Origin of the sequence: Tenacibaculum discolor, from assembly GCF_003664185.1 — a bacterium.
GTDB classification, from domain to species: domain Bacteria; phylum Bacteroidota; class Bacteroidia; order Flavobacteriales; family Flavobacteriaceae; genus Polaribacter; species Polaribacter discolor.
The window spans coordinates 30,881-46,912 of record NZ_RCCS01000012.1 but is presented as its reverse complement, the minus strand read 5'-3'; the positions used below and the strand labels follow the sequence as shown (position 1 = coordinate 46,912).

18 protein-coding genes and 4 tRNA genes are annotated in these 16,032 nt (G+C 30.6%); 12 read left to right on the top strand and 10 right to left on the bottom strand.

Annotated features, from left to right (window positions below; genetic code table 11):
• The first annotated feature begins 22 nt into the window (after positions 1 to 22).
• The 5 genes from C8N27_RS15680 to C8N27_RS15660 all read left to right on the top strand — a co-directional run bounded on the left by C8N27_RS15680 (position 23) and on the right by C8N27_RS15660 (position 4,948).
• The gene (locus C8N27_RS15680; RefSeq protein ID WP_099213850.1) at positions 23 to 238 is read left to right on the top strand and encodes a hypothetical protein; all 216 of its coding nucleotides are present in this window, start codon (positions 23 to 25) and stop codon (positions 236 to 238) included.
• Positions 239 to 270: 32 nt separating this feature from the next.
• The gene (locus C8N27_RS15675) at positions 271 to 1,365 is read left to right on the top strand and encodes a hypothetical protein (RefSeq protein WP_121148729.1); all 1,095 of its coding nucleotides are present in this window, start codon (positions 271 to 273) and stop codon (positions 1,363 to 1,365) included.
• A 110-nt stretch (positions 1,366 to 1,475) separates the two neighbouring features.
• Positions 1,476 to 3,542, top strand: a complete 2,067-nt coding sequence (locus tag C8N27_RS15670) for a sensor histidine kinase (RefSeq protein ID WP_167444775.1) — start codon at positions 1,476 to 1,478, stop codon at positions 3,540 to 3,542.
• Between the two features lie 3 nt (positions 3,543 to 3,545).
• Entirely contained in the window at positions 3,546 to 4,295 is a 750-nt protein-coding gene (locus tag C8N27_RS15665; protein WP_121148725.1) for a LytR/AlgR family response regulator transcription factor, read from the top strand.
• 95 nt (positions 4,296 to 4,390) lie between these two features.
• On the top strand, positions 4,391 to 4,948 hold the full coding sequence (locus tag C8N27_RS15660) for a YqgE/AlgH family protein (RefSeq protein WP_099213854.1): 558 nt from the start codon (positions 4,391 to 4,393) through the stop codon (positions 4,946 to 4,948).
• Between the two features lie 2 nt (positions 4,949 to 4,950).
• On the opposite strand, the gene C8N27_RS15655 is transcribed toward C8N27_RS15660, so the two are convergent.
• Entirely contained in the window at positions 4,951 to 5,781 is an 831-nt protein-coding gene (locus C8N27_RS15655) for an aminotransferase class IV (protein ID WP_121148723.1), read from the bottom strand.
• 105 nt (positions 5,782 to 5,886) lie between these two features.
• Entirely contained in the window at positions 5,887 to 6,270 is a 384-nt protein-coding gene (locus C8N27_RS15650) for an START-like domain-containing protein (RefSeq protein ID WP_099213856.1), read from the bottom strand.
• A 104-nt stretch (positions 6,271 to 6,374) separates the two neighbouring features.
• Here C8N27_RS15650 and C8N27_RS15645 point away from each other — a divergent pair.
• Positions 6,375 to 6,448 (top strand) — tRNA-Met (locus C8N27_RS15645).
• A gap of 34 nt (positions 6,449 to 6,482) precedes the next feature.
• On the opposite strand, the gene C8N27_RS15640 is transcribed toward C8N27_RS15645, so the two are convergent.
• Together C8N27_RS15640 and C8N27_RS15635 are read right to left on the bottom strand one after the other, a co-directional pair.
• On the bottom strand, positions 6,483 to 7,361 hold the full coding sequence (locus C8N27_RS15640; RefSeq protein ID WP_121148721.1) for an MBL fold metallo-hydrolase: 879 nt from the start codon (positions 7,359 to 7,361) through the stop codon (positions 6,483 to 6,485).
• A gap of 44 nt (positions 7,362 to 7,405) precedes the next feature.
• On the bottom strand, positions 7,406 to 7,840 hold the full coding sequence (locus C8N27_RS15635; RefSeq protein WP_121148719.1) for a GNAT family N-acetyltransferase: 435 nt from the start codon (positions 7,838 to 7,840) through the stop codon (positions 7,406 to 7,408).
• 29 nt (positions 7,841 to 7,869) lie between these two features.
• Here C8N27_RS15635 and C8N27_RS15630 point away from each other — a divergent pair, with 29 nt between their 5' ends.
• The 3 genes from C8N27_RS15630 (at position 7,870) to C8N27_RS15620 (ending at position 9,573) form a co-directional block, all read left to right on the top strand.
• Positions 7,870 to 8,316, top strand: coding sequence for a GNAT family N-acetyltransferase (locus tag C8N27_RS15630; protein ID WP_099213859.1), 447 nt, complete (start codon positions 7,870 to 7,872; stop codon positions 8,314 to 8,316).
• 112 nt (positions 8,317 to 8,428) lie between these two features.
• On the top strand, positions 8,429 to 8,584 hold the full coding sequence (locus tag C8N27_RS16035; protein ID WP_167444774.1) for a hypothetical protein: 156 nt from the start codon (positions 8,429 to 8,431) through the stop codon (positions 8,582 to 8,584).
• A 782-nt stretch (positions 8,585 to 9,366) separates the two neighbouring features.
• Positions 9,367 to 9,573: a hypothetical protein gene (locus C8N27_RS15620; protein ID WP_121148715.1), complete on the top strand. Its 207-nt coding sequence runs from the start codon at positions 9,367 to 9,369 to the stop codon at positions 9,571 to 9,573.
• A 226-nt stretch (positions 9,574 to 9,799) separates the two neighbouring features.
• On the opposite strand, the gene C8N27_RS15615 is transcribed toward C8N27_RS15620, so the two are convergent.
• Positions 9,800 to 9,994 carry a cold-shock protein gene (locus tag C8N27_RS15615; RefSeq protein WP_121148713.1) on the bottom strand — a complete coding sequence of 65 codons (195 nt, stop codon included), beginning with the start codon at positions 9,992 to 9,994 and terminating at the stop codon, positions 9,800 to 9,802.
• A gap of 512 nt (positions 9,995 to 10,506) precedes the next feature.
• On the opposite strand from C8N27_RS15615, the gene C8N27_RS15610 reads away from it, so the two are divergent.
• Positions 10,507 to 10,579, top strand: a tRNA-Gly gene (locus tag C8N27_RS15610).
• A gap of 41 nt (positions 10,580 to 10,620) precedes the next feature.
• Positions 10,621 to 10,693 (top strand) — tRNA-Gly (locus C8N27_RS15605).
• A gap of 31 nt (positions 10,694 to 10,724) precedes the next feature.
• Here the strand turns inward: C8N27_RS15605 and C8N27_RS15600 are convergent.
• Positions 10,725 to 11,372 carry a rhomboid family intramembrane serine protease gene (locus tag C8N27_RS15600; protein WP_099213862.1) on the bottom strand — a complete coding sequence of 216 codons (648 nt, stop codon included), beginning with the start codon at positions 11,370 to 11,372 and terminating at the stop codon, positions 10,725 to 10,727.
• A gap of 89 nt (positions 11,373 to 11,461) precedes the next feature.
• Here C8N27_RS15600 and C8N27_RS15595 point away from each other — a divergent pair, with 89 nt between their 5' ends.
• Positions 11,462 to 12,373: a lysophospholipid acyltransferase family protein gene (locus C8N27_RS15595; protein WP_121148711.1), complete on the top strand. Its 912-nt coding sequence runs from the start codon at positions 11,462 to 11,464 to the stop codon at positions 12,371 to 12,373.
• A gap of 81 nt (positions 12,374 to 12,454) precedes the next feature.
• On the opposite strand, the gene C8N27_RS15590 is transcribed toward C8N27_RS15595, so the two are convergent.
• The 4 genes from C8N27_RS15590 to C8N27_RS15575 all read right to left on the bottom strand — a co-directional run bounded on the left by C8N27_RS15590 (position 12,455) and on the right by C8N27_RS15575 (position 15,945).
• A tRNA-His gene (locus C8N27_RS15590) sits at positions 12,455 to 12,530 on the bottom strand.
• Between the two features lie 55 nt (positions 12,531 to 12,585).
• Complete coding sequence (bshB1, locus tag C8N27_RS15585) at positions 12,586 to 13,302, bottom strand: bacillithiol biosynthesis deacetylase BshB1 (protein WP_099213864.1); 717 nt, start codon at positions 13,300 to 13,302, stop codon at positions 12,586 to 12,588.
• Positions 13,303 to 14,460, bottom strand: coding sequence for a trans-sulfuration enzyme family protein (locus C8N27_RS15580; protein WP_121148709.1), 1,158 nt, complete (start codon positions 14,458 to 14,460; stop codon positions 13,303 to 13,305).
• Between the two features lie 75 nt (positions 14,461 to 14,535).
• Complete coding sequence (locus tag C8N27_RS15575) at positions 14,536 to 15,945, bottom strand: MATE family efflux transporter (RefSeq protein WP_121148707.1); 1,410 nt, start codon at positions 15,943 to 15,945, stop codon at positions 14,536 to 14,538.
• Positions 15,946 to 16,032 lie beyond the last annotated feature (87 nt).

The following is a 16,032-nucleotide window of genomic DNA, read 5'->3' as shown; positions in this document are numbered from 1 at the left end:
TGATCATATAAAAACAGCAATTATGTGGTCAAACAACAATTATTCATCAGTATTAAAAATGTATTTGGAAAAATACACAAGTTTAAAATTACAAATAAACACAAGCGGATTAATCGCTTCTGTTGAAAAACAAGAAAACGGTCAGTGGATTAACGACCGAAACCTTCCTAACATTTTAAATAAACTATCATCTAGTATGAATTTAGGAAAGGATGTAACCATCATTTTACAACAATAACAGTAACTATAATAACCTTAAAACAAAAAACTATGAAACAAAACATTTTAAAAGTAGGTACAGTAATGGGATTACTACTACTAATCGGGGTATTTTCAAATTGTGATAACACAAAGAGTGACAACAAAAGCCAAGAACAGGGAAACATTGCTACTACAGAGAAAACTATTGAAAAACCAGCTGTGGAATACAGAAAACCTGTAGTGTTTATTACAGGAAACGACAAAGGAAAGAGTCATTTTTACGATAGTGCTAGGGTATATTTCAAAGAAAAAAACTACGAAATAATCAATGGTAAATATTCAGTAGAAGAAATTATTTCTTGGATGAACAACAATGCTACTGAAAACCCTTATGGAGAAGTTCATATTGTAAACAACAATAATCCGTTCAAAGCAATGAACTTAGAAACAGTAATTAAAGGAGATAAAGTAACTGCTGAAACTTTACAAAAAACAATTACTAAAGGCTCATTACCTTCAGTAAAAAGTGAAGCAATCACAGATGATACTAAAATTATTTTTCATACAAATCAATTGGCTGAAAACACTGATTTAGTAAACACTTTAAAAAGTGCCTTTATAACCGAAAACAAAATTCCACAAGTAGTTGCTTCACCATATTACAATGTTTTTGGAGGTGAGTTTTCTAATCATTATTTAGCACAACCATACTATGTGTTTTATCCAACAGCAAACTCGCCTGGTAAAGTAGATTTATCAAAAGAAATTGCTAAAAAATATCCAGAAGAAAAAGAAATTTCTTGGTACGATGCATTAAATAATGAAAAAGAACGTTACGTGGGAGAACCGTATACAATTCAGTATACTATTCCTGTAAATCTAGAATTGGATTACCATAACTCTGATAATGAAATTCCTCACTTTGTAATGCAAGAAGAAATTATGGATTTTATTGCTAGCGAAGAAGCTTTAATGAAAGAGGTTGAAAAAACAAATATTCCTGTGGAGAAATTTAGATGGACCTACACTGTAAAAAACAGTCAGTTAATTATAAAAGGTAAAGCTTCTGCTCTATGTGTTTTAAAACCTTTAACTAAACCTTACGGAGAGTTAGAACACGTAAAACCAGATACCAATAATAAACGCTTATACGCTATGAAATAACTAATAATTGTTGAACAAACGTCATTACGAACTTAGGAGAACCTCTTAATAAAAATAACTACTTCAACCGCCTCCTCTTCTTAATGACGTTTAATTTAAGTATTTTTGTTATGATGAAAATGCAACACTATATTACAAAAACAGCTATGAGAAACAGTTTTGTATTGAGTATTAAAAAATACTCAATACAAAACTTTGTTTTTTTATTACTCTGCTGTTTTTTTTATGGATTCATAAATGTTTCTGCTCAAAATCAACCTTTAAAAACTTATACTAAAAATAACGGATTACCTAGTCTACATATAAATAATGGTTCTCAAGACGAAACTGGCTATATATGGCTCGCTTCTAATAACGGATTAATTCGGTTCGACGGAAATAAGTTTACGACTTTTACTACTAAAAATGGGCTTCTATCAAACAACATTAATACCATTGCTACAAAAGGAAATACTGTTTTTATTGGTACTGATAAAGGTTTAAGTATAAAAAGCCATCGTGGATTTACTAATTTTGAACGTAACAATGTTAACTGCATTTTAACCGCTAAAAACCATACTTTTTTAGGTACTAACAAAGGAATTTTTAGAGTTCGTGAAGATTACCTCTCTCCTCTTCGTACCAACTTTCAAATTGACCTAAATCAGATAAACGATATGTTATTTGATGGAAAGTTTTACTGGATAGCCACAAATAAATCTTTATGGAAACTAGACAAGCTTATCAATCCTGAAATTTTAAAAAGAATTGATGTAAACAACTACACTTCTATTTTAATTAATGGAAAAACAATCATTGCAACCACCTATAATAATGGCATTAAATTCATTAAGGGTAATAAAATAGAAACACAGACCATCTCCGCACAAAATGTAACCGAGATAAAAAAAATTAATAATCAATTTTGGATTGTTTCAGAAAGTGAAGGTATTGAAGTACTCGATGCTAATTTTAATTTTGTTAAAAACATTAATAAATACAATACCTTAACAACTAATAAAATTACCAGTGTTTTTCAAGACGATAAAAATAACACATGGATTTCTACAAAAGATAAAGGGATTTACTTTATTAAGAGTGATAAAATCATACAAAAAAAGCCAACCATTTCTTTTGAAAGTATTGAAGTTGTCTTTACTCCATTAGATAGTATCAACATAAATAACTACAACAAAACTTTACAATTACCTGCTGATAAAAACCATATTTCTTTTTATTATAAAACAATTGATATTAATAACTCAAACAATCTAGAGTATCGCTACACTCTTAATGACCAAAAAAGCCCTTGGAGTACTAAAAGCACTATTGATTTGGCTTATTTATCACCAGGAAACTATACCTTTTCAGCTCAATCAAGAGTAGGAAAAATAGAAAGCACCCCTATTGAGTTTAATTTTTTTATCGATACACCTATCTATAAGAAAAATTGGTTCATTTGGTCTGTTTTTGGATTAGTCTGTTTAATTTTAGCACTTATTATTTGGTCTTACATTCGAAGAATTCAGACCAAAAACAAAGCAAAAGTTACAAAACTAGAGTTAGAGAACCATTTGATTTCTTTAGAACAAAAAGCCTTGCAGCTACAAATGAATCCACATTTTATTTTTAATGTTTTAAACGGAATTAAAGCTTTAGGAAACTCAGGGAAGTCTGCTGAATTAAATGCTACCATTAGTAAGTTTGCTACACTTTTACGTGGTGTTTTGCATAATTCTAGACAAGAAGAAATTAGTATAGCTGAAGAAATTACTACGCTTAAAAACTATATTGAATTAGAGCAACAGATAAACTCAAATACTTTTGAATATTCTATAACTACAAATCTTACTATAGATTCTGAAGAAATTTTAATTCCACCAATGCTTATACAGCCTTTTGTTGAAAACAGTATAAAACATGGAATTTCTTCTGTTGAAAATGGAAAAATTATGATTAATTTTTCTGTAAAGAATAACCTTTTACATTGTGAGGTGGTAGACAACGGTATAGGAATTCATCAATCAAAAGAACTCAAAAAAACAAGCTCACATAAATCAGTAGCATTAAAAGTTACACAAGAGCGAATTCAAAATTTATCAAACAAAAGTACTTTTTCTATTAGTGAAATACGCGAAGAAGGCAAAGTAATAGGAACTAAAGTACTATTTAAAATTCCTTTAAAAACTGATTTTTAAAAAATGAAAAAACTTTCTGCAATTTTAGTAGATGATATGCCTACAGCATTGGAAATGCTACAAAACGATCTTACTCAATTTCATCCTGAAATTGAAATCATTGGCACTGCTAAAAGTGTGGTTGAAGCATCAAAAGCTTTAAGAAAACAACAACCAGATATTTTATTTTTAGATATTATGTTAGGAGATGGTACAGGTTTCGATGTTTTAGAAATTCACCCAAATCTATCTTCAAAAATTATTTTTGTTACAGCAAGCGACGAGTATGCTATTAAAGCTTTTAAGTTTGCTGCTATTGATTATGTGCTAAAACCATATTCTAATGAAGATTTAGCAAACGCTATTAATAAGGCTAAAGATCAAATTAAACCCGATAAAGAGCAATTAACAGTACTACAACAATCTATTAAAAAACCAAATCAACGTCCCAAAAAGATATCATTAAACACTTCTGACAAGATAATGGTGGTAAATTTAGATGATATTATTCGTTGTCAATCTGATAACAATTACACAGAGTTTTTTATGAATGACGGTCAAAAAATATTGGTTGGAAAAACTTTAAAACACTTTGCCGACATGTTAAAGGAATATGATTTCTTACGAGTACACCAAAGCCATCTTATTAATATTCAATTCATTAAAGAATTTATAAAATCTGATGGAGGATATTTAGTTTTAAAAAACAAAACAACTGTTCCTGTTTCAGTTCGTAAAAAAAATGAAGTTATTAGCGTTTTAGAAAAAATGTAACTACAGTTTTTTCCCTATTTCCTCTGGTTTTTTAACACTTTTGTTAAAGTTTTATTAATATTTTATTTATCTTAGTGTTTATAAACTAAAAAATTATGGTTGCATTTAAACCGGAAAAAGGTAGGTTGTTAATTGCTGAACCAGCAATTTTAAATGATAGTTCTTTTAAAAGAACCATCGTTTTACTTACTGAGCATAATGAAAAAAGTTCGGTAGGTTTTATTTTAAACAGACCTTTAAACCATGTACTCAGCGATTTAGTTCCTGAGATAGACTGTGATTTTACAGTATATCAGGGCGGACCCGTAGAACAGGATAATTTATACTTTATCCATAAAGTTCCACATTTACTTCCTAACAGTATTGAAGTTGCAAACGGTATTTACTGGGGTGGAAATTTTGATCTTTTAAAAGAGTTATTAAACAAAAAACAGTTAAAAGCTAGCGACATTCGTTTCTTTTTAGGCTATTCTGGCTGGGGGACAAACCAACTAGAAGAAGAACTGTTAATGAGCTCTTGGTTTGTAGCAGAGAATGACTACGAAAATATTTTAACCACCAATGACCAAAGTTTTTGGAAAAACAAGTTATTGGAACGAGGTGGTAAGTATAAAATTTGGGCTAACGCTCCTAGCGATATCCAAATGAATTAGTTCTAGCTAGTAACTATTGCTAATTTTAGACTACTTTTTATTTTATTAGTTATATCTGTTGAAAATTCTTTTTTACGATAATTAGTAACTGGTTGAATTCCTATAATAGCATTCGTTATAAAAACTTCGTCTGCTTTTTGGATTTCAAAAGGGGAAATAGTTGTTTCTTCTACTGTATACTCTGGGTGTTTTTCTATAATTTCAATTACCTTTTTTCTGATAATTCCCTTAATACATCCTTCTGTTAAAGCTGGAGTTTTTATTGTATTTCCTTTTACTATAAAAATATTTCCGTTAATAGCCTCAACAACTCCTTTGCGTTCATTTAATAAAATGCAGTTATCTAAATCGTTTTCTTCAGCAAAAACAGCTGCTAAAGTATTCAGCATTCTGTTGGTTGTTTTTATTGTTGAAAGCAAACCTGAATAATTATAAAAATCTTTAAAAACATCCATTCTATAGACCTCTTTTTCTATACTTTCTAATGGAGTTCCTTCAATAATATAATCTATTTCATTTGTAACAGGTGCATACAAACCTCCGTCTTTTCTAAAAACAGTTAATCGTACTCTATAAGTAGAAGATTCAGGTAATTCTTTGGTTATTTTAAGAATTTCATCTTGCAAAAATTCAAGAGTAAACTTCATTGGTATTTTCATACGGAGCATTCGCATTGATGCCATTAACCTAAAATAATGGTCTTCTACAAAAACAACTTTACCATTTAATACTTTAATTGTTTCAAAAATAGCATCGCCATACTTAAAAGCTCTATTCTTTGTTGAAATTTGTACTTCGCTATCAGAAATTAAAGTTCCATTAAAGTTTACCATTTCTTAAAAATTTTAATTGCAAACTTACAATTTAGGTGAATATTAGCCACAAAAAAACTCGACAAAATTGCCGAGTTTATCTTTTAGTTCTTTTCTCCTTGTGTGTTAAGCTCCTATTGTATGCTTTAATTCTTCTATTTGATTTTGCCAAAGCATTTTTGCTTCTTCTGCATCATCTTCATCATCAGCAAAATCTGTAACAATTACAGCAACGTCTTTGGTTAATGGGTCTACTTGTATTCTGAATTCAAAATAACTATCATCACCTTCACTTTCAGTCCATTTAAACTTAATACGCTCATCTGCTTTTTTAGTAATTATCTTAGCCTCTTCTTCAGAGTCATCCCACATAAAAGTAATAAGCTTTCCTCGTGAATTTACTCTATCAGCAAACCATTCTTCTAAACCTGCTGGCGTTGCAAAATATTGATATAACATGCTTGGAGATGCATGAATAGGAAACTCTAACTCAAATTTAACTTTGCTCATTTATTTTTTTGTTTAAGCGCCAATATAGATAATTATTTTTTAAAAAAAAATTTAAATGTTTGTTGCCTAAAACCAAAAAGTAATTATATTTGCACCCGCAATCAGGCGAGGTAGCTCAGTTGGTTAGAGCGCAGGATTCATAACCCTGAGGTCGGCAGTTCAAATCTGCTCCTCGCTACAAAACCCAAATCATTCGATTTGGGTTTTTATTTTTACTTCATTTTCAAACTTTTATAAATCGCTTCTTTTATTTTTTCTTCTGTAATCCAACCATTATAACTTTTATATTTCTCCGTTATTGAAGAATTACTTTTTATCTCATCCAAACTCGCTCCTTTTTTTATTTCTGATGCAATAGCACTTTTTAAGTCTTTCAACATACTTAAATATGCTCTCAATTCTTTTTCTGATGATACATTTCCATGTCCTGGGATTATTTTAGTATCATCATCTGCTATCATTATCATTTTTTCAATACCTCCTATATATCCATCTATTGTACCTCCTGAGTCTATATCTATGTATGGAAACTTTCCTTGAAAATAAGCATCTCCTACATGCAATACATTACTATTTCCAAAATACACTAATGCATCTCCATCAGTATGTGCATTATGAACATGGGTAATCAAAATTGGTTCTTCATTAATATAAAACTGTATATCTTCTGAAAAAGTAATCACTGGTAATGCTTCTTTTGGTGATGCTAACCTTTTCTTACCTCTAACTACTTGATCAATACTCATCCGTTTACGTACATTTTCATGAGATACAATCACTGCTCCTTCTTTTTGAAAGTTAGCATTTCCACCTGTATGGTCACCATGCCAGTGTGTATTAATTAAATAAGTTATTGGGTTATCCGTAATTGTTTTAATAGCTGCTAATATTTTTTTGCTTAAAGGAGCAAATTGATCATCAATCATAAATACACCTTTTTCTCCCACAAAAATTCCAATATTTCCTCCTTGCCCTTTCAAAACATATATATTCTCTGTTAATTTTTCAGGAATAATTTTTACTTCTTTTTGTTGTGAAAAAATATTAAATGATAGTAACGAACATAAAGTTAACTGTAATAATGTTTTCATACTAAAGTGTTTTAATTTTTGAGTAATGGTCGCTAAACAAACCTCTAGTTTACAATATAATACATTTTAAAATGAGGACCTACTTTTTGCACTTCGAACTCCTCACCTATTGTTACGAAATTTAAACTTTCATAAAACCCAACTGCTTCTTTTCTTGCATTACACCATAAAACATTAATATCTTTAGCTTTTAAAGTTCTTTTGGCTTCTTCTATTAATAATCTTCCTGCTCCCATCCCTCTAACTTCTGGTAACGTTGCCATTCCTCTTAATTGATATTGCTCTCCTTTAACAACATCAATTCTATTTCGCATAAAAGATGCTATACCTACCAATTTATTGTTGTAAAAAGCTCCTAAGTGAAAAGTGTTTTCAAATTCATCTTCCTTAAACTTATAAGGCAAATCAATATTATTACGTAAAACAGCTAATCGAATTTTATAGGTTTCTTGAGCTGATATATTTTTTATTTTTATCATCTTAAATTTCTTTAATCCAAAAATACAGAATGAATATAAGTTTTAACCTAATTAATAAAGAAGATATTCTTACAATCCTTCCTCTTTTACGTAAAGCCAATACTACCACACCTCAGGATATTTTAGAAACTAGAGTTTTAGAAATGGCTCAATACCCAAACTATGAATGTATAGGTGTTTTTGATGATAATAAACTTGTAGGTATTTGTGGGCTTTGGTACAGTATGAGACACTATATTGGTAAAAGTGTAGAACCTGATCATGTTATTATTGATGAAACATACAGAGGTAACAATATAGGTAAACAACTTTTTAAATGGGTGTACGACTATACGAAGACTAAAGGTTGTGAAGCTGTTGAATTAAACACCTATACTGCCAATAGAAAATCTCATAAGTTTTACTACAATGAAGGTTTTGAAATCTATGGTTTTCATTTTCTTAAAATTATAAGGAATGAAAAATCTTTCTTCTAAGAGACTTAAAGAAAGTTTAAAATAAATAATATAAAACCTTACTTATGTTACGGTTTTTTTTCTAGTATTATATTTTAAATACCCTAATTTTGAGAAACTTAAAACTTTTATTATGGCAAAGAACATCTCAAACTTAGGAACTAGTTTAAACAAAAAGGAACAACGATCTATTAACGGTGGTAAAGCACAATGTTTATTACCTGACAATACCTGTTCTCGAATTTGGTTTGGTTGTGCTGAACCGCAATGCCAACCTCAACCATTTTAAAATACTAAGCGGGTTTTCCCGCTTTTTTTATCTTCATTAATACTTTAACCGTAAAATCTGTACTTTTTATTAGAATGATAAAAATTACAATTCAAAAGTTTTTTTATGGTTTAGCCTTACTTTTTTTACGTTTTTTTCACTCTTTTATTCATTAAATTCTAAGTACCTTTGCAGTACTTAAGAGACGTCTTAAGTTCTTTTTCATAGCAATTTTCCCACTCAATATTTTTGAGTGGGTTCTTTTTTTAATTACGAATAGGTTTTGTATCTTTAATATCTAAACTTTTTTAACGGGGTGATAAATTAAGAATGATAATTAATTAGTTTAACATCCCCTTAATAATGCCCACGCTAGTGGGTATTATTATTTCTGCAGTTTTTTATACGTTAATTTTAGTTAAGTAAGGTTTACCCTTATTTATTTTACGGTTTTTCTTTCATTGAGTTATTTTTCACTTTTTATATTTGAGAAACTTTAAATTTTAAATTATGTTAAAGAATATTTTAAGCTTAGGCACAACCTTAAATAAATCTGAGCAAAAAATAATTTTAGGTGGTAGTCCATACCTAGATGTTGACCCAGGTGACCCACCTATTGAACCATGTATAGAATCTTTATGCTATACAGATACGGAAAACATGTGCAACCATGTATGTTGTAAACATATTAAACTTATTTGTTAATTTTAATTAAGTAAGGTTTATCCTTATTCATTTTACGGTTTTTCTTTCATTGAGTTATTTTTCACTTTTTAGATTTAAGAAATTAAAAAACTCAAATTATGTTAAAAAACATTTCAGATTTAGGATCAGTTCTAAATAAACAACAACAAAAAAAAGTAACTGGTGGATGTGCTTTTGGTAGAAAATGTGAACCATGGGATGACACTTATTACACTACTTGTACATATGGAGATTATGTAGTTACTCATCAAGGATGTGGTTTAAATCTATGTTATGGAGGAGAATTAACATCAACAAACTGTTAATTGAAAGCCCTTATATAAGGGCTTTTTATTTTTATAAATAATTCCATGTTCAAATTATTACAGCTTAAAAATACAACACCCAATTGATACTTCATTTATTGCTCTTAAGCTCTAAATTTGATTGTCTTTCAAACGATTCTCCTAAAATTTAAGCATAAAAAAAAGACTATCTTTTCAGACAGCCTCTTTTGTATAGTTAGATTTAGGTTATAAAATAACCACAACTTTAATTTACAATCTCTACATTAAAAGCGTTTAAGCCTTTTCTACCTTGCTCGGTATCGTAACGTACTTTGTCATTCTCTCTAACATCGTCAATCAATCCTGAATTGTGTACAAAAATATCTTCTCCTGATTCTGATGATGTAATAAACCCAAATCCTTTTGAGCTGTTAAAAAATTTTACTGTGCCTTCTTGCATCTTACTTAAATTTTAAATTATTATATATATTTTGTAAAAGAAGAACCTTTATATAAACTTTTATAATGTTATTACACAGTCATAAAAAGCTTTTATGCTTATAAACACTTAAAAAAAATAAAGGAATAATGAAATAAAAAAGGCAAGAAGAGAATAAACTCAAAAAACTAATTACTATATACTACCTTGAAATAATTAAGGTGTTCTACTTGAACATGGCAAAGATAGTCTTTTTTAATTGATTATTTGGAAATTAGCTTCTTTTTAATTTTTAAAACCATAATTCATGACTCTATACAACAAGAATAGAACTAGTTTCACTACGTTTTTACAGTAAAAAATTAAACTTAACGCTCATATCTATAAAACACTCTTGCTTTTTCTATTTTTTTTAGAAACCTATAACATTCACTTTCTGAAAGTTATACACAAACAGTAAATTTTTTTCTATTTTTTTTCAAAAAAGTCTTTGCAGATATTAGAAACAGTCTTATATTTGCAACCGCTTTACTGCGGGAGTAGCTCAGTTGGTAGAGCGTCAGCCTTCCAAGCTGAATGTCGCCAGTTCGAACCTGGTCTCCCGCTCTAATTAAAACATAGCAAGTAATTGCGAAAACTTTACCAATGCGAGAGTAGCTCAGTTGGTAGAGCGTCAGCCTTCCAAGCTGAATGTCGCCAGTTCGAACCTGGTCTCTCGCTCAAAAAACCGAAACATTAGTTTCGGTTTTTTTTATTTATTAAACTTTAGTTTATCTCCAAAGAAAAACAACCCAGCAATAATTAATGCCATTACACCAATCATTATCGTGTGATTCGTTATTACACTTGGTCTCAACAATAACGTTATTAAATACCCTCCTATCGCTCCACCTAAATGTGCTGAATGACCTACATTTCCAACCTGATTTTTCATTCCGTAAATAGAATACAACAAATACCCAACACCAAATACATAACCAGGAATTGGTATTGGAATCGGCAGCATAATCAACTCCATACCTGGGTACAACATTATAGAAGAAAATATTACACCAGACACTGCTCCCGATGCTCCAACTGCACTATAATAAGGTACTCTTTTGTGTTGATACAACGAATACATACTTCCAGCTATCAAACTCACAAAATAAATTAATACGAAGTTTAATGTTCCAAAACTTGAGTCAACCACTTTTCCAAATAAATACAAAGCATACATATTAAATCCTAGATGTAACCAATCAACATGTAAAAAACCAGAAGTTAACATTCTTACCTTCTCTCCTCCTAATATTTTTTGAACCTGAAATTTATAGCGATCAAAAAAAGCAGCATCACTAAACCCTTTAAGAGATACTAATACATTAGCTACAATCAGTATAATAATAATTTGACTCATAATTTTGTATATATCCACAAACATAAACAAAAGTTAATAAAGTAAATCATTCATTAATTAATACGATATTTGCCTAAAATTAAAACTCAATGAAACTACTCATATTTATAATTGTCTATCCGCTAATATGGATATTATCAATTTTACCCATGAGATTATTGTATATAATTTCTGATTTTTTTCGTCTTGTTATTTTCAACTTAGTAGGATATCGTAAAAAAGTAGTGATTCAAAACCTAAAAACAGCTTTTCCAGAAAAAGACGATAAAGAAATAAAAAACATAACAAAAAAATTCTACAAACATTTCTTTGACTTAATCTTTGAAAGCGTTAAATCTTTCACAATTAGTGAAAAAGAAATACTCAGGCGTTACAAGTACAAAAACCCTGAAATTATAAACAAACTTGCTAAAGAAGGAAAAAGCATCGCTTTAGTTGGAGCTCATCAAGCAAATTGGGAATGGTCTTTTAGCTTACCCCTAGTACTAGATATTCAAGTTTTTGGAGCTTATACTAAACTTGCTAACAAATATTTTGAAAAAGCCGTAAAAAACTCTAGATCCAAATTTGGTATTACTGGATTTAAAACTTCAGAAACAGTAAAAGGTATTCACAAAAATTACCAAAACAACATACAAGGCCTTTACATATTATTGAGCGACCAATCTCCTCAAGTACATAAAACTCATTACTGGACTGATTTTTTAAGCGTTAGAGTTCCTATACACACGGGTGCAGAAATGCTTTCAAAAAAATACAACCTTACCGTTATTAACTATTGTGCTAAAAAAATTAAAAGAGGTTACTATGAAACAGAATTTGAAATCATAACCGAGTCTCCTAAAAATTTTGAAAACTATCAGATTACCGATAAATACTTAGAAATAACCGAAAGAAACATAAAAGAACAACCAGAGTGTTATTTATGGACACATAAACGTTTTAAGCACAAAGACAAATATGAACAATGGCTAGAAAACAGAAAAGCTTCTCAAAAATAACTGAGAAGCTTTTTTATTCTTTATTTACACAAATTTATTTCACAAAAAAAGCCTTTCTATAAAGAAAGGCTTTTGCTTTTCGGGTGAAAGACCGGGTTCGAACCGGCGACCTCCGGAACCACAATCCGGCGCTCTAACCAGCTGAGCTACAATCACCATGTAACTTGCGGGTGCAAATATACAAGCTTTTAGTATTTTGACAAAACTTTTTTTTAAATTAATTTACTTAAATTTTCTACTGCCACGTAACGTTCTGATGTAAAGCCTTCTGCAAAATCAACTCCTATTAATCTTCCTAAGTCTTTAGCTCTATACTCTATACTATCAGTAAAATTTTTGCTGGTTATAGGCGTTTCTGGTTCATTACTTTTTGGATCAAAAAACTGTGATGAATATGCCATAACTGAGCTTATCTTTTTATCCATGAAGCCAGTAACATCTACTACAAAATCAGGTTCAATGTTTTTCCATTGTATGTAATGGTATACTTGTTTTGGCCTCCACTTTTCTTGCTGAACTCCATCTAGTTCAGTTACTATTTTAAGTAAACCGCTTAAAAAGCAAGCATCTGACACTAACTGACTTCCTTTAGGGTGATCAATATGACGATCGTCTATAGCGTTACACAGTACTATTTCTGGCTGATACTTACGTATCATTTTTATAATTTCTAGTTGATGTTCTTTATCATTCTTAAAAAAGCCATCTGCAAAACCTAAATTTTCACGTATTGAAACTCCTAAAATTTCGCCTGCTATTGCAGCTTCTTCATCACGCAATTCAGCTGACCCTCTTGTTCCTAGTTCTCCACGAGTTAAATCAACTATCCCTACTCTTTTTCCTTGTGAAATTTCTTTGGCTATGGTAGCAGCACATCCTAATTCTACATCATCTGGATGTGCTCCAAAAGCTAATATATCTAGTTTCATTTATTCTATTGTTTTTTGTATTGCTTGTTCTATATCTTTAATTAAATCTTTTGTTTCTTCTATTCCTATCGAAAAACGAATAAGTCCATCTTTTATTCCTTGCTTTGCTCTTTCTTCAGGCGAAAGTAATGCATGTGACGTTTGTGTAGGACTCAGCATAGTACTTTCAACTCCTGCTAAACTCATAGACGGTTTTATCAATGCTAAATTACGTTGAAAATCCATCGCATTAATTTCTTCTTGTAACTCAAAAGACAACATGCCTCCAAAATACTTCATTTGAGATTTAGCTAACTCATAATCTGTATGCGATTTTAACCCTGGGTAGTACACCTTAGCTATGTGTTCATGCTTCTCTAAATATTTTGCCATTTTTAGAGCATTTTTACTTTGGCGCTTTACGCGCAAATTCATCGTTTTTAAACTACGTTCTAACAACCACACTGTAAAATCACTTAAACTCCCTCCTAGGTTCTTTGCTAAATTCCATATTCGTTGTATATGTTCTTCTGAAGCAGCTACTGCTCCTGCCAAAATATCTGAATGACCTCCCATATATTTAGTCGCAGAATGTATCATAATATCAATTCCAAAATCAACTGGAGTTTGATTAATTGGAGAGGCAAATGTATTATCTATCATTGTTACAATACCATGTTCCTTTGCCAAATTAGCAACAGCCTGTATATCTACCACTTTTAATAAAGGGTTGGATGGAGTTTCAATAAAAATCACACGCGTATTATGCTGAATTTCTTTTTCAAAGTCTTCAATAGCTAAACTATTCGTAAACGAATATTCTATTCCGAATTTATCAAACTCTTCTACTACAAAATTATAAGTTCCTCCATACAACGTTTCTTGTAATACCACATGGTCTCCTTTTTGTAAAAACGCTAATAATGAAGTACTAATCGCTGCCATACCTGAACCAAATAGCAAACCTGCTTCTGTTTTTTCTAAAGCCGCTATCTTTTTAGACAAAGCTTCCTGATTAGGCGTATTGAAATAACGTGGGTATCTTTTTACGTCAACATTATCAAATTGATAAGAGGTTGACATATAAATTGGTGAAATAGCTCCTTTAAACTGTTCATCTTTTATTTCGCCAACATGCGTACAAATAGTATTAATGCCTAATTTAGGTTTAGTATTCATGGTAATAAGAGGTTTTAAAATCTTAGACTTTAGATTTCTTTACAGAACTTTAGTAGCTAAGTTACAAAAACTACCTTATACCTTAACTGATTTCCATTTTCCTTTTTTAAACAACCAAATACCTACAACAGCTATTAAAATTTCTGCTAATGTTATTGCTAAAAAAACTCCAATAGGGCCAAAATCTAATGTAATTGCCATTACATATGCAAATGGTAATTGAAATAGCCAAAAACATACAAAATTGATATAGGTTGGTGTTTTAGTATCTCCTGAACCATTAAAAGATTGAATTACCACCATTCCGTAAGCATAAGCTATATATCCTGCTGCCATTATTTGCAAGCACAATGCTCCGTTTTCAACAACTTTAATATTCTCTGAAAACCACCCTAAAAAGGTTGGAGCAAAAACTATATAAATTAATGAAACTGCTCCCATAAAAATTGCACAGTACTTACTAGTTATCCAAACAGATTTCTCAGCCCTCTCTGGTTGTTGTGCTCCTAAATTTTGCCCTACCAAAGTTGCTGCTGCATTACTCATTCCCCAAGCAGGCATTAAAGTAAACATCATTATTCGAATAGCAATTGTATATCCAGCAAGTACTTCACTTCCAAATTCAGACATAATTCGCATTAAAAATACCCAGCTTGAAGTTCCGATAATAAATTGTCCTATTCCACCTAATGACACCTTGATTAAGTTTATCATTACTGAAACTCTCACTACTAAATCTTTAATAGCTAACTTAACTTTACCTGCTCCAAAAAATAAAACTGCTAATTGAGCGACTACTGCCGTACCTCTACCAATTGTCGTTGCTATAGCTGCCCCTTCTACTCCGTATGCCGGTACAGGACCTAAACCGAAGATAAAAATAGGATCGAGAATAATATTTAATCCGTTTGATAAAATCAACGTCCACATCGCGATAGAAGCATTTCCTGCTCCTCTAAAAATTGCATTGATTAAAAAGAGTAGCATCACAGTAATGTTTCCTCCTAACAATACTTGGGTATACCCAAAGCCTTCGGCTATTAAGTCTGGTTTCCCTCCCATTAATGCTAGTATTTCTTTTGGATATAAAATTCCAACAACACTAATAAGAATTGAAATAAATACTCCTAAAAAAATAACTTGTACTGCTGTTTGATTTGCTCCTTCAGAATCTTTTTCTCCTGTTCTTCTAGCCACTAAAGCAGTTGCCGCCATACTTAACCCTATCGCTACTGCATATACTAAAGTTAGTACTGACTCAGTTAACCCTACAGTAGCTACTGCATTTACACTTACTCTCGATACATAAATAATATCTACCAGAGCAAAAATAGATTCCATTAGCATTTCTAAAATCATCGGAATTGCTAATAAAAAAATAGCTTTACGAATACTTCCTGTCGTAAAATCTTGCTGTCTTCCTAAAACAGCATCTTTAAAAAGTGAGAATATGGTTTGTTTTGATATTTGATTGTTATCAGTCATTATAAAGTTTTATAAATACATAAAATTGTCTTAAAAAGAGTAAGACATAACTATTTGCTGCTCAGGCAACACTTCTATTTTAGGCGA

Bases quoted from the DNA above. Each gene is read 5' to 3' on its own strand.
- C8N27_RS15640 (WP_121148721.1), bottom strand. From the start codon at position 7,361: ATGAAAACATTATTACAGTTAACTTTATGTTCGTTACTATCATTTAAT.
- C8N27_RS15635 (WP_121148719.1), bottom strand. From the start codon at position 7,840: ATGATAAAAATAAAAAATATATCAGCTCAAGAAACCTATAAAATTCGA.
- bshB1 (WP_099213864.1), bottom strand. From the start codon at position 13,302: ATGAAACTAGATATATTAGCTTTTGGAGCACATCCAGATGATGTAGAA.
- C8N27_RS15650 (WP_099213856.1), bottom strand. From the start codon at position 6,270: ATGAGCAAAGTTAAATTTGAGTTAGAGTTTCCTATTCATGCATCTCCA.
- C8N27_RS15670 (WP_167444775.1), top strand. From the start codon at position 1,476: ATGATGAAAATGCAACACTATATTACAAAAACAGCTATGAGAAACAGT.
- C8N27_RS15580 (WP_121148709.1), bottom strand. From the start codon at position 14,460: ATGAATACTAAACCTAAATTAGGCATTAATACTATTTGTACGCATGTT.
- C8N27_RS15660 (WP_099213854.1), top strand. From the start codon at position 4,391: ATGGTTGCATTTAAACCGGAAAAAGGTAGGTTGTTAATTGCTGAACCA.
- C8N27_RS15630 (WP_099213859.1), top strand. From the start codon at position 7,870: ATGAATATAAGTTTTAACCTAATTAATAAAGAAGATATTCTTACAATC.
- C8N27_RS15680 (WP_099213850.1), top strand. From the start codon at position 23: ATGTGGTCAAACAACAATTATTCATCAGTATTAAAAATGTATTTGGAA.
- C8N27_RS15600 (WP_099213862.1), bottom strand. From the start codon at position 11,372: ATGAGTCAAATTATTATTATACTGATTGTAGCTAATGTATTAGTATCT.
- C8N27_RS15575 (WP_121148707.1), bottom strand. From the start codon at position 15,945: ATGACTGATAACAATCAAATATCAAAACAAACCATATTCTCACTTTTT.
- C8N27_RS15675 (WP_121148729.1), top strand. From the start codon at position 271: ATGAAACAAAACATTTTAAAAGTAGGTACAGTAATGGGATTACTACTA.
- C8N27_RS15655 (WP_121148723.1), bottom strand. From the start codon at position 5,781: ATGGTAAACTTTAATGGAACTTTAATTTCTGATAGCGAAGTACAAATT.
- C8N27_RS15615 (WP_121148713.1), bottom strand. From the start codon at position 9,994: ATGCAAGAAGGCACAGTAAAATTTTTTAACAGCTCAAAAGGATTTGGG.
- C8N27_RS15665 (WP_121148725.1), top strand. From the start codon at position 3,546: ATGAAAAAACTTTCTGCAATTTTAGTAGATGATATGCCTACAGCATTG.
- C8N27_RS16035 (WP_167444774.1), top strand. From the start codon at position 8,429: ATGGCAAAGAACATCTCAAACTTAGGAACTAGTTTAAACAAAAAGGAA.
- C8N27_RS15595 (WP_121148711.1), top strand. From the start codon at position 11,462: ATGAAACTACTCATATTTATAATTGTCTATCCGCTAATATGGATATTA.
- C8N27_RS15620 (WP_121148715.1), top strand. From the start codon at position 9,367: ATGTTAAAAAACATTTCAGATTTAGGATCAGTTCTAAATAAACAACAA.